Annotated in this window: 12 protein-coding genes and 1 tRNA gene; 1 reads left to right on the top strand and 12 read right to left on the bottom strand. The window is 30.1% G+C overall.

Annotated elements, in window-relative coordinates; translation table 11 throughout:
* Positions 1–107: 107 nt before the first annotated feature.
* The 6 genes from CRN98_RS18020 to CRN98_RS03845 form a co-directional block, all read right to left on the bottom strand.
* Positions 108–230: a hypothetical protein gene (locus tag CRN98_RS18020; protein ID WP_278281260.1), complete on the bottom strand. Its 123-nt coding sequence runs from the start codon at positions 228–230 to the stop codon at positions 108–110.
* A gap of 478 nt (positions 231–708) precedes the next feature.
* Positions 709–805: transfer RNA gene (locus tag CRN98_RS17635), tRNA-Sec, on the bottom strand.
* 71 nt (positions 806–876) lie between these two features.
* Complete coding sequence (gene selB, locus CRN98_RS03860; protein ID WP_097026101.1) at positions 877–2,784, bottom strand: selenocysteine-specific translation elongation factor; 1,908 nt, start codon at positions 2,782–2,784, stop codon at positions 877–879.
* A gap of 34 nt (positions 2,785–2,818) precedes the next feature.
* Positions 2,819–4,204, bottom strand: coding sequence for an L-seryl-tRNA(Sec) selenium transferase (selA, locus tag CRN98_RS03855; RefSeq protein WP_097026100.1), 1,386 nt, complete (start codon positions 4,202–4,204; stop codon positions 2,819–2,821).
* Between the two features lie 24 nt (positions 4,205–4,228).
* Entirely contained in the window at positions 4,229–5,236 is a 1,008-nt protein-coding gene (selD, locus tag CRN98_RS03850; protein ID WP_423237083.1) for a selenide, water dikinase SelD, read from the bottom strand.
* A gap of 102 nt (positions 5,237–5,338) precedes the next feature.
* On the bottom strand, positions 5,339–5,953 hold the full coding sequence (locus tag CRN98_RS03845) for a helix-hairpin-helix domain-containing protein (RefSeq protein WP_242960816.1): 615 nt from the start codon (positions 5,951–5,953) through the stop codon (positions 5,339–5,341).
* Positions 5,954–6,073: 120 nt separating this feature from the next.
* Here CRN98_RS03845 and CRN98_RS03840 point away from each other — a divergent pair, with 120 nt between their 5' ends.
* Positions 6,074–7,324: a D-alanyl-D-alanine carboxypeptidase family protein gene (locus CRN98_RS03840; protein ID WP_097026098.1), complete on the top strand. Its 1,251-nt coding sequence runs from the start codon at positions 6,074–6,076 to the stop codon at positions 7,322–7,324.
* Here CRN98_RS03840 and CRN98_RS03835 read toward each other — a convergent pair.
* From CRN98_RS03835 to obgE, 6 genes are read right to left on the bottom strand one after another with little or no spacing between them, the layout of a single operon-like run.
* On the bottom strand, positions 7,321–8,226 hold the full coding sequence (locus CRN98_RS03835) for an RluA family pseudouridine synthase (RefSeq protein WP_097026097.1): 906 nt from the start codon (positions 8,224–8,226) through the stop codon (positions 7,321–7,323). The genes CRN98_RS03840 and CRN98_RS03835 overlap by 4 nt on opposite strands.
* 23 nt (positions 8,227–8,249) lie before the next feature.
* Complete coding sequence (locus CRN98_RS03830) at positions 8,250–9,497, bottom strand: LCP family protein (protein ID WP_097026096.1); 1,248 nt, start codon at positions 9,495–9,497, stop codon at positions 8,250–8,252.
* 1 nt (position 9,498) lies between these two features.
* On the bottom strand, positions 9,499–10,071 hold the full coding sequence (gene yqeK / locus CRN98_RS03825; RefSeq protein WP_097026248.1) for a bis(5'-nucleosyl)-tetraphosphatase (symmetrical) YqeK: 573 nt from the start codon (positions 10,069–10,071) through the stop codon (positions 9,499–9,501).
* A 19-nt stretch (positions 10,072–10,090) separates the two neighbouring features.
* Positions 10,091–10,693 (bottom strand): nicotinate-nucleotide adenylyltransferase, encoded by a 603-nt coding sequence (gene nadD / locus CRN98_RS03820; RefSeq protein WP_097026095.1) that lies wholly within the window; start codon positions 10,691–10,693, stop codon positions 10,091–10,093.
* A 24-nt stretch (positions 10,694–10,717) separates the two neighbouring features.
* The gene (yhbY, locus tag CRN98_RS03815; RefSeq protein WP_097026094.1) at positions 10,718–11,008 is read right to left on the bottom strand and encodes a ribosome assembly RNA-binding protein YhbY; all 291 of its coding nucleotides are present in this window, start codon (positions 11,006–11,008) and stop codon (positions 10,718–10,720) included.
* A gap of 23 nt (positions 11,009–11,031) precedes the next feature.
* On the bottom strand, positions 11,032–12,306 hold the full coding sequence (gene obgE, locus CRN98_RS03810; RefSeq protein ID WP_097026093.1) for a GTPase ObgE: 1,275 nt from the start codon (positions 12,304–12,306) through the stop codon (positions 11,032–11,034).
* Between the last annotated feature and the right edge of the window lie 92 nt (positions 12,307–12,398).

The raw sequence follows: 12,398 nt of genomic DNA, 5'->3' as shown, positions 1-12,398 counted from the left end.
TATATATTCTACATTAAAAACTAATTTCCTTTTTATTTAATAATCAGTTTTCAGTAGCCAATGTGGCTATAAAATTATACCTGCACCGGCTATTGTCTTGTAGTTACTTATTTTGCTCCTTTTATAGGATTTTTCTTAATTTCGTCGTCAGATATTATTTCAGGTCTTCCTCCACTTTTGTTGTAATCTTTATTTTCTCTTCCATTTCTTTTTTTACTTTCTTTATGCATAATTTTCCCTCCTACTTTTTATATATTGATACAAAAAATCCCGCATTACGCGGGAAATTAAAATGAAGAGGTTATCGTACAATAATTATTATAACCACAATCTCATTTTTTATTATTAATTTTTATAAAATACAACCATATTGTATACTATATTTTCTTTAATACATTGTTTTTCATATCGCATTTAATAAAATTGTAATTGTTCTAAAAAAATAATATGTTCTGCATCTGCCAGTCTCCGGATCACTGGCAAAATAAAAAATCTCCCTCTAAATACAGAGGCATATATTAGTAATTCAATATATTTAATATAATATCAACGAAAAACAAAAGTATGCCAATATAAAATTAAGAAAATATTCATAATCATAATTATTTATATATTTTTGATAAAAGCTTAATTAAATTTTGGTTTTTTTAAACAAAAAAGCGCTTAACCAATTATTTAAATTAGTTAAACGCCTTAATACAATTTATTTGGTGGGAGTATGTGGGAATCGAACCCACCCGTCGTGGTATTAGCACGGCAACATGGTGTTGAAGACCAGCAAGCACACCAGCACTTATCTACCCCCAAGATAGATATATTTTAAATTAAATAATATAATAAGTCAACATAAACTTAAACAAATTGACCATCCTAAACTTAATATAGTATTCTTGTATTTTCTACCCTCTTAGTTAATTTAATTTCATCAAAATACTCTAAAAGAGCAACTGCTACTTTTCTATTGGTTTTTAATTCATCTCTGAGACTTCCTACATTAATGTTTCCATTTTCCTTAATATAACTTATAAGTTTATCTTTAGCTTGATCTACTGCTTCAATACTTAAAATAACCTCCTCTGGAAGTTTTACAAGATCTCCTGATTCGATTAGTAAATTATATATTTTCTCAAAGTCTTGTGTACTTTTTTCAAACTTTAGCAGATCATTATACTTTGGAGGATTAAATAACTCTTTTTTATATTCTATTATAATATTATCTCTAATTGTATTTTGTACTTCAGTATACTTTATACTAAATTCTTTTAAAGATATATAATTATCATTTTTTCTAATTAAATCTTTTTCTATACCATAAGAAAGTATATAATCATATATTTTAGGTTTTACTCCCTGCTTAAATATTTTACTTTTCAACTCTTCCTTATCTATACCCATCCTTAAAGGGTTTATATCATGAAATGATTCTAATTCCTGAAACATTTTATTTAACTTATCTTGTAAAAAATTATTGTGAATATATACTTCTTGATTATCTAATGATATATTAAATACTTTTTTATTTTCTAATAGGACTTTTATTTGACTATTAAATTCTTCTTCACTTATAGCAAAATATTTTAGCAAATCTTCTTTCTTTGGAAATGTGTTACTTAAACCTTCTATGAGTTTTTCTAATATCTCTTCATTTTCTCCCTTTTCTTTTACAATTAGTTCATTTATATAACTTTCATTATATCTTTTTGTTTTTTTACCTAAAGGTTCAATTATAGTTCCTCCACCTAAAGTCACCATGGGAGAATAGTTTCTTATTACAAATTTATCTTCTCTTTTACATGCAATTTCTTCCTCGAGCCTGATTTGTATATATGCTTCTTCTCCTGGAATAACTTCTTCCTTATCTAAAATACTTACTCTTCCTATTATTTCAGACGTGCCATGATAAACTTTTATTCTTTGATTATTTTTTAGTACCTTTTCATTACTTTTAAGATAGTTGAGTTTACAGTCTATTATAAATGAAGGAGTCAGTGAGTCTACCGAAGCTATTATATCTCCTCTTTTAACTTCTAAAGTTTTAATTCCAGAAAGATTTAGTGCACATCTTTCTCCACTTTCCGCTCTTTTGACACTTTGATCATGTACCTGTATACTGCGAGCTTTGCTTGTTATTCCTTTAGTATATATTCCAATAGAATCCCCTTCATTTATACTTCCATTTAAAATAGTTCCTGTTACTACTGTTCCTATACCACTTATAGAAAACACTCTATCAACAGGCATTCTAAAATTACCGCCTTTACTTTTTTCAGTTACCTCACCTGAGGCTTTATCTAAATATGCCACAAGTCCTTTTAACCCTAGCCCTGTAATTGAATCTACTTCATGTATATCCACATCTTCTAAAAATGTATCCTTAAACTTTTCTCTAATATCTAATTTAATTTCTTCTAGCCATTCTCTATCTACTTTGCTACATTTAGTGACGACTATTAATCCATTTTTTATTCCCAAAAGTCTTAGTATTTGAAGATGTTCAACGGTTTGTGGCATTACCCCTTCATCTGCTGCAATAACCATTAAAACTACATCTATTCCTTGAACTCCTGCAAGCATATTCTTTATAAACTTTTCATGTCCTGGAACATCAACTATACCTGCTCTATTACCAGATGGCAGATCAAAAAAGGCAAATCCCAAGTCTATGGATATACCTCTTTGCTTTTCTTCCTTTAATCTATCCGTATTTCTACCTGTTAATGCTTTAATAAGAGTAGTTTTTCCATGATCTATATGTCCTGCCGTTCCAATTATAATATGTTTCATCCATACCCTCCTCTCTCCTTTCTATTTCTTGAGGTTATTTATCTTTTAAAGCTTCTACTATTATTTCAAAATCTTTGTCATAAATAGTTCTTAAATCCATTATAATTTCGTCCTTACTTATGCGGATAATTATAGGTGTTTCATTTTTTCTTAGTATTTCTTCTAATTGCACTGGCTTATAAACAGAGTTCTTAATTTTAACAACGTAAGTATTTATCTTTTCCTCTGGCATGGATCCGCCTCCAACCATGGAATAATCCTTATCCACCCTTATCCTCCAATTATCATTTAGTTCCTTTTTTAGTCTTTCCGATAATTCATAAGCTCTTTTTTCATGTATTTTTTCATCACTTAATATCATATATAAAGTAGGTATCTTCTCTACTGCTAAACTTTCATCTAGATACATTTTTAAAGTTCCTTCAAGAGCTGCAAGCGTAATTTTATCTATTCTTAAAGCTCTTGTTAACTGATTTTTTTTCATTTCATCTATGTATTTCTGTTTTCCCACTATTATCCCTACTTGAGGCCCTCCAAGCATCTTATCACCACTGAAAGTTACTACATCTATACCATTCTTTACACTTGCTTGTACTGTGGGCTCATAGCTTAATCCATACTTTGAAAAGTCTATTAAAGTTCCACTTCCTATGTCTTCCATTACAGGGATGTTATATTTGTCACCTAGTGCCGCCATTTCTTCTAAGGACACACTTTCTGTAAATCCTAATATTTTAAAATTAGAAGTATGTACCTTTAAAAGCACTCCTGTGTTTTCATTTATATAATTTTCATAATCATATAAATGTGTTCTATTAGTGGTTCCCACATCTACAAGCTTTGCTCCACTAAATCTCATAACATCTGGCACTCTGAAAGATCCACCTATTTCAACTAACTCTCCTCTAGAAACTATAGCTTCCTTATCATTACATAATGTATTTAATGTAAGCATTACAGCTGCAGCATTGTTGTTTACAACTAAAGCTGCTTCTGCTCCAGTCAGTTTAGTAATTAATTGTTCTATATGTTCATACCTTGTTCCCCTTGAGCCTTTTTCAAGATTATATTCTAAGTTAGAGTAACTTTCACATACATTCATTACATTTTTTACAGCCTCTTTGCACAAAATGGATCTTCCAAGGTTTGTATGAATAATTACTCCTGTGGCATTTATAACTTTCCTCAAATTACTTAGAGATTTCTTATTTATTTCTTTTAAGATTTCTTCTATAACTTCTTCTTTACTATAGTCTTTAATTTCTTCTTTTAATAATTTTCCTCTATAACAATCTATAACTTTTCTTGCAGCTTCTAAAATTATAATTCTAGAGCTCGTATTTAAAGCGTAATTTAATTTATCCTCTTTAAGAAGTTCATCTATTTTAGGAAGATTTCTTAGCAAACCATTCTTATCCATCAATTCACCTATTCGCCTATATAACTATTCAACTATTATTGTTTTTTCTTGCTTTGCAACTACTTTTCCTATGATAGAACTTTCTAATTCTAAATTAGATAATTCCTCCATAATACTTTTTCCATATTTACTATTTAAAGATATTAAAAGCCCTCCTGAAGTTTGAGGATCAAATAAAATATCCTCCATCCACTCTGAAACTCCACTCAGCACATACTTATCCTTTAAATAGCTTTTATTTTTATAAGTTCCTGCTGGAACCATTCCCATATTAGCATGTTCCTTTGCCTCTTCAATATAAGGAATTAAATCCTTATATATTTGAAAAGACACATCTGACGAAGAAGCCATTTCATAACTATGACCCATAAGTCCAAATCCAGTTACATCCGTACAAGCATTTATCTCATATTTTAACATTACATCTGCTGCATATTTATTTAAAGTTGTCATTATTTTCACTGCTTCATCATATCCACGTTTACTCGCCATACTTGCCTTTATAGCAGTATTCATTATTCCTGTACCTAAAGGCTTTGTAAGAATTAATACATCTCCCTCTTTTGCTCCATAGTTTTTAAGTATTTTATTTGGATGTACAAGTCCTGTAACAGACAACCCATACTTAGGCTCGTTATCTTCTATAGAGTGTCCACCTACTACAACTGCCCCTGCCTCTATTACCTTTTCTGCTCCCCCTCGTAATATTTCACCTAACATTTCTATAGGAAGACAACTTGGAAATCCTACTATATTTAAAGCTACTGTTGGCTTACCTCCCATAGCATATACATCACTTAAAGAATTACACGCTGCAATTTGACCATATATATAAGGATCATCTACAACTGGAGTAAAAAAGTCTAAAGTTTGTATTAACGCAGTATCTTCATTTATTTTATAAACAGCAGCATCATCTGAAGTCTCAATTCCTACTAATAAATTTTCATCTTCCATCTTAGGCAACCTGCCTAAGATACTGGAAAGAGTTTCTGGTCCTATCTTAGCCGCTCATCCAGAATGAGATGACATCTCAGTAAGTCTTTTTATGTCCACGCCAAGACACCTTCTTTCTTCAAAATTTGATTCAGTGCAATTTAGTTTAATTATATATCAATGCTTTGTTTTAGACAATTACATTACATCTACGTATTCTTTTATTTTTTCAAAGCTTTTATCGCCGATTCGTTCTACATTTTTTAACTCTTCAATGGAACTAAAACTTCCTTTTTCCTCTCTATAATCTATTATTCTTTGTGCAGTTACGTCACCTACTCCTGGGATAGTTTTTAGCTCTTCTTTAGTTGCAGTATTTAAGTTCACTTTATCATGATCTTTAGATGAAGCTTCTCCTTTAGATTTTGCTTCTTCATTTGATATACTATTATTACTTGATTCATCTACTTTTTTGTTTATTAATATATAATCTTCATCCTTTAATTTTTTAGCTAGATTTATTTTTTCTTTATCGGCTTTTTCAGTAAATCCCCCTGCAGCTTTTATTATATTTTCTACTCTGCTATTTTCTTTAAGTGTGTATACTCCAGGATTTTTTATTTCTCCATTTATATATACTATTATCTTTCCACCTTCATCTTTATCTTCTATGCCATCATCTTCAAATATCTCTTGATCTTTAGCAGGTTTATTGATATTAGATACCCTATACCCTACAGTTAAAAAAATGATAAATATACATAATATGAATAAAGAACCATATACTTTTTTGTTTCGCACCTTAATTTTCAAGGAATTTTCCTCCTTCTGAATATATTGCTATTTAGAATTATTGTCAATTTTCAATAATTAATATCGCATTAGAATAAATTTTTTGCTATAATTATTTTTATAACAATTGGAGGAGATGAAATGAAAAAAATATGTAAATTTTTTTTAAACGTTATCATATTGCTAGCATTATTTTTAAATAACACTGTTTCTGCTGCGGTTAAGCCGCCAGAAGTATCTGCAGATGGTGCAGTACTAATGGATGCTTCTACAGGAGAAGTAATTTATAGTAAAAATATGACTTCACCTTATCCCCCAGCTTCCACCACTAAAATAATGACAGCCTTACTTACGCTTGAAAATTGTAATTTAGAAGATATAGTAACTATTGGTGCAAAACCACCTTTGGAAGATGGAAGTAAAATATACATAGAAGAAGGAGAACAATTAAAAGTAAAGGATCTATTATACGCTCTTTTACTTGCATCAGCTAACGATGCTGCCGAAGCTTTGGCTGAACATATATCAGGCACTAAAGAAGAATTTGCAAATTTAATGAATAAACGTGCTTTAGAACTTGGTGCAACAAGTACTAACTTTGTAAATCCAAATGGATTGTATGATGATAAGCATAAGACATCTGCAAAAGACTTATCACTAATAATGAGAGAATTAATTAAACACCCTGAATACACTGAAATTTCCACAACTTCATCTTATAAAATTGCACCTACAAATAAAATGAAAAAAGAAAGACCTTTATGGAATGGAAACAGACTTGTTCAAAAAAGTTCTCAATATTACTACAAAGATTGTCAAGGCGGTAAGACAGGATATACTATTCAATCTGATCATTCTTATGTAGCTACTGCTGAAAGAAATGGACAAAAGCTTATAGTTGCACTTATACACGACAAAAATAAAACTTACTTTAAAGATGCAGCAAATTTATTTGACTACGGATTTAATAATTTTGAGCTTGCAAAACTTTATTCTCAAGGTGAACTTGTAACAAATTATGAGAAAGATAATTTATCAGTTCCATTATTATCGGAGAAAGATTTTTATTATGTAAAAGAAAAAAATTCATCTTCTATACCTGCTATAAATTTACACAACGAAAATACTAGTATTTTTGATAAATCATTTAAGAAAGGCGACATTTTATCAGAAGGTACTGTTGTTTTAAATGATAAATCCTTAGGCTCACTAAAGCTTTTAGCCGGACAAGACTATGAGCCTAATAAGTTTTTAAATGCTGCTACTTCTGAAAAAAAGCTTCCTATGATTATGTATATAGCAACTTTTACTTTCTTATTATTGATTTTACTTTTAATAATTAAAAAAATTAAACAAAATAAACGTAAAAAAAGGCTTAGGGGTAGATATTAACCCAAAGCCTTTAATTTTTCTATTAATCTTTTTATATCCTCAGGTAAAGGGCTTTCTAAATCTACAATATGTTTATCTTTTGGATGTGGAAATGCTACTTTATATGCATGAAGCGCTTGTCTATTAATATATTCTTCATCATTGTTCTCTTCACCATATATCTTATCTCCAAAAAGAGGAAATCCTAAGTGACTTAAATGAACCCTTATTTGATGAGTTCTTCCAGTTTCAAGTAAAAGTTTAACTAAAGTAGCATTTTTAAAGGTTTCTAAAACTTCATAATGAGTTATGCTCCTTTGGCCTCTTTCATCTATCACTCTTTTTATTGTTCCTTCTCCGACTCTATATATAGGTAAGTCTATTGTACCTTCACTTTTATCCATTATGCCATGAACTAAAGCAATGTATTCCTTTTTAAATGCATTTTCTTGCATTTCTCGAGACAAAGCTGCATGGGAAAATTGGTTTTTAGCTATTATTATAACTCCAGATGTATCCATATCTAGTCTGCTTACCAATCTTACTATACAATTTTCTCCCTTCTCCTTAAAGTAATATAATATCCCATTAGCTAAAGTTCCTGAAAGATGACTTTTGGTAGGATGTACAACTATTCCTGGTGGCTTATCTACAGCAATTATATCATCATCTTCATATATAACTTTTAAATTCATATCTTCTGGTTCTATGTCCTGGCTTTCTTCTTTATTTATATCAACTTCAACCATATCCTGAGACTTTAAAATATATCTCAAATTTACTCTTTCACCATTAACCTTAATTCGTCCTTCTTTTGCTGCTCCTCTAATTAATCTACTAGATAAAAGTTCTACTGACTTCAAGTAATCCTTTATTTTTGAGCCTTCATGTTCCTTTATTTTAAAAGTTAATTTATTGCTCATTATTATTTCTCCTTTGGATATGACTATTCTTTAAAATCATCTCCTAATATAACTTTGATATAATTATTTTCTCCATCTACATTATATTCAATATTTTCTATATTAAAATCTCTTTTTAATGTCTGCTCTGCTTCCTTACTTAATCCGTGCACTATCAATTTAGATTTAGTACTTTTATTACCATTTGCTGTTTTTATATTTACATATCCCTTTTGCTGAAGCTTAGAAGATACTCTAGCTGCTAATCCATTTCTATTTGTTCCATTTAATATATCAATTTTAAAACTGTTTTTATCAAAAGTTTTTACGTTACTTCCTTCATGTAAGACTGTTAGTATTTGTTTGTTTAAGCTTTTTTTGAATATATAATAAGATACTCCATTTATATATTGACCTTCCCCTTGAAGCGTGGTCATTTTCATATTTGATTTATCTACTTTATACCCAAAATTATAAGCATATTTAATAATTTCATCTGGATTCATATTTGTTTCCACATACTTTGGAAGAGCTGACATTAAGCTTGGTATTCTTAGAAGAATTGCAGGACTTTTAAACTTATCTATTACTTTCTCCATAAGCATATGTTGATTTTCTATTCTTCCAATATCTCCATTTGCCAAACCTGTACCATCATTGTTTTGTCTCCACCTAAAGAATTCCTCTGCCTTTTTCCCATCCAGATGTACAGTTTCACCTTTTTTGAAGTTAATATGCAAGTTTTGTGAAGCATCATCATAATACATATTATTAGGTATCGTTACATCGACTCCGCCAATACTATCTATTACATTTCTAAATCCATTATAATCTACCTTAGCATAGTAATTTACATCTATGTCTAATAATTCTTCTACCTCTTCAACTAACAAATTTACTCCACCAAAAGCATGAGCAGCATTTATCTTTTGATTTTTTCCATTAATCTGTATTAAAGTATCACGAGGAATTGAAATCATATCTGCCTTCTGATTTACTGGATTATAATGAAGCAAAATCATTGTATCCGTTCTCTTAGGTTCTGCTGCATTCTTAGGATTTCCGATATCAACTCCCATAACTAAAATATTAACTGGTTCATTTTTTTCTACTTGTTTACTTATGTTAGGACTTGGAAGTTTAGATGAATTACCGCTAAAATTTAAAAGATATAGATAAAACCCTCCAACTGTAGCAAGTATTAAAAAGAAAACTATAAGAAGTACAGATCCCCTATGGGACTTCTTTTTTCCTCTTTTTTTATTTTTTTTAGATTTATTTTTTTCTTCCATTTTAATCCCCCAATATTTTAATTAAGTAATTTCTTCCTTCTATGGTATTTGGATGGATCATTTGCCCTCTATCTATTACATATTTTATTGTATTGTCAAAAGAACGTAATACTGCTTTATTTATATCATTATAGGTTAACTCTCTTATCTCACTTACCCCAGGATATTTTCTTAGCGGTTCTATATAATCTGCCAAATATATCATCTTTTCTAACATAGTCATATTTCTTCTTCCCGTGGTATGATAAGCTATAGCATTAAAAACTTCCTTATCCTTTACACCCATAATTTCTTTTGCAATTATAGCTCCAACGAGACCATGTAGAAGCTGAGGACTCCTTTGATATATTTCTGATACATTATACCCATATTTTTTAGCAGTATTTATAAGTTCATATCCTCTTAAATTTTTAGCACAATCATGAAGAAGCCCGGCCATTCTTGATTTATTTATATCTTCATTGAATTGTTCTGCCATTTCTACAGCTGTATCTCTAACACTTATACTGTGGGCATATCTTTTGGAGTCTAAATTTTCTTTTAAATACTGCTCCATTTTTTCTTCGCTCCACATCCCTATCACTCCCATAAAATTAATCATATAGCTTTAATTCTTTTATAGTATTGTATACACCTTCTGGAACAAAACAACTTATATTTCTTCCCTGTGAAATTAAATTTCTTATATTTGTAGATGAAATATCTAATAAAGGTATATCTAAAAAAATTATATTTCCTTTATATTTTTCTTCTAATTTTCTCTTTTGGAAAATTATATCATATTTATCATTTCCAGGTCTATTAAATACTACTAAATTACAAAGCTTAAATATTTCTTTTACATTCTTCCAATTTTCTATATCCATTAATCCATCAGCTCCTGTAACGAAGTACAAAGATGCATTAGGATATTTATTTGCAAAATACTGAAGAGTTTCAAAAGTATAACTTATATTTTTTTTGTTTATTTCATAATCACTTACAGTGAACCTTTTTTCATTTTTTGTAGCTATCCTTACCATTTCATATCTGAAAAAGGGACTTGCAAGCTTTCTTTTTGTTTTATGAGGGGGAATGCCTGACGGCATAAATATTATTTCATCTAAATTAAGTTTATATAAAGCCTCATAGGCTATATAGAGGTGCCCATTATGAATAGGATCAAAGGTACCTCCAAATATAGCTATTTTCTTCATACTTTTCTCCCCCCCTAAACTCATTTATGGCAATTCAATTTTTGGTTTTTTAACTGATCTTCTGTATAAAACTATTTTATTTCCAATTGCCTGAATTCCTTCACAATTTAACTCTTCACATATTATATCTGATGCTTCCCTTGCCTCTAATCCGCTATTATTTAACACCTTTATCTTTATAATTTCTCTTGCTTCTAATGCCTCATCTATTTGCTTTAACATGCTCTCTTCTATACCACCTTTTCCAATCTGGAATATAGGCTGCATATCATGAGCAATAGATCTTAAATAACTTCTTTGTTTACTAGTAATCATACTTACCCCTCCAATACTTAAAATTACAATATAAATTCAAATTCAAAATGATTTAATCTTACAATATCACCATCTTCAATTCCCATTTGTACTAATTCATCTATTATACCCTTATTTTTAAGTACAGTATGGAAATATCTAAGCCCATCTGGATCATTTACATTTACACTAGCAAGCAATCTGTCCACAAAGCTTCCCTCTACTATAAATGTATCTTCTTCTTGTCTTATAGTATAAGTAAATTTCTTTTCTTCAGGTACAAATTTATCTGCTTCTTTTATTTCAAGGTCTACTACAGGTATTGTTGAAAGTATTCTTGCTGCTTCCTTCATTAAATCATCAACACCCTGTCTTGTAGCTGCTGAAATCTCAAATACATTTTTGTATCCAAGCTTTTCTACCTTTTCTTTAAATTCTTCAAATTTACTTTCATCTTGTAATATATCTATCTTATTAGCAGCCACTATTTGCGGTCTATCCCAAAGCTTTACACTATATCTTTTTAATTCCTCATTTATTTTTAGAAAATCCTCGTAAGGATCTCTTCCTTCTATTCCGGAAATATCTACTACATGTATTAAAAGTCTCGTTCTTTCTATATGTCTTAAGAAGTCTAATCCAAGTCCTACTCCTTCAGCAGCTCCTTCAATAATACCTGGAATATCTGCTATAACAAAAGGCTCTATACCTGATAATCCTACAACTCCTAAATTCGGACTTAAGGTTGTAAAGTGATAATTAGCTATTTTAGGTCTAGCATTTGAAACCATAGAGAGCATCGTTGACTTCCCTACATTAGGAAATCCTAGTAGTCCTACGTCTGCAAGTAGTTTAAGCTCTAATACTATATTAAATTCTTCTCCTGGCATACCTGGTTCTGCAAAATTAGGTGCCTGTCTAGTAGGGGTACAAAATTTAACATTCCCTTTACCTCCCTTACCACCTTTAGCTACAACAAATTTATCGTTAGCATGAGACAAGTCAGCCATTACCTTGCCACTTTCTACTTCTTTTATAACAGTACCCATTGGAACCTTTATGTATAAATCTTCTCCATCTTTTCCGTAGCACTTAGAACCTGCTCCACTTTGCCCTGCTTCAGCTTTATACTTCCTTTTATATGTAAAATCTAAAAGAGTTGTCATATTAGGGTCAGCTACTAAAACCACATCTCCTCCATCTCCTCCATCTCCTCCATCTGGCCCTCCTAAAGGGATATACTTTTCACGTCTAAAAGAAACAGCTCCATTTCCGCCGTCTCCAGATTTTATAAAAATTTTGGCTTTATCTATAAACATATATTCATCTCTCCTATGTAAAACTAATTATAATTATATCATTAATAATATAATTATTAGCAATTTAATAAAATTCTATCCAAATATATTGC

It is taken from the genome of Clostridium peptidivorans (assembly GCF_900205925.1).
In the GTDB taxonomy this organism is placed as follows: domain Bacteria; phylum Bacillota; class Clostridia; order Clostridiales; family Clostridiaceae; genus Clostridium_AK; species Clostridium_AK peptidivorans.
This window is presented reverse-complemented; position numbering and strand designations above follow the sequence as displayed.

What these genes read in the sequence shown, in the direction of transcription:
- CRN98_RS18020 (WP_278281260.1), bottom strand. Translation starts at nt 230, where the DNA reads ATGCATAAAGAAAGTAAAAAAAGAAATGGAAGAGAAAATAAAGATTAC.
- selB (WP_097026101.1), bottom strand. Translation starts at nt 2,784, where the DNA reads ATGAAACATATTATAATTGGAACGGCAGGACATATAGATCATGGAAAA.
- selA (WP_097026100.1), bottom strand. Translation starts at nt 4,204, where the DNA reads ATGGATAAGAATGGTTTGCTAAGAAATCTTCCTAAAATAGATGAACTT.
- CRN98_RS03840 (WP_097026098.1), top strand. Translation starts at nt 6,074, where the DNA reads ATGAAAAAAATATGTAAATTTTTTTTAAACGTTATCATATTGCTAGCA.
- CRN98_RS03835 (WP_097026097.1), bottom strand. Translation starts at nt 8,226, where the DNA reads ATGAGCAATAAATTAACTTTTAAAATAAAGGAACATGAAGGCTCAAAA.
- CRN98_RS03830 (WP_097026096.1), bottom strand. Translation starts at nt 9,497, where the DNA reads ATGGAAGAAAAAAATAAATCTAAAAAAAATAAAAAAAGAGGAAAAAAG.
- yqeK (WP_097026248.1), bottom strand. Translation starts at nt 10,071, where the DNA reads ATGTGGAGCGAAGAAAAAATGGAGCAGTATTTAAAAGAAAATTTAGAC.
- nadD (WP_097026095.1), bottom strand. Translation starts at nt 10,693, where the DNA reads ATGAAGAAAATAGCTATATTTGGAGGTACCTTTGATCCTATTCATAAT.
- yhbY (WP_097026094.1), bottom strand. Translation starts at nt 11,008, where the DNA reads ATGATTACTAGTAAACAAAGAAGTTATTTAAGATCTATTGCTCATGAT.
- obgE (WP_097026093.1), bottom strand. Translation starts at nt 12,306, where the DNA reads ATGTTTATAGATAAAGCCAAAATTTTTATAAAATCTGGAGACGGCGGA.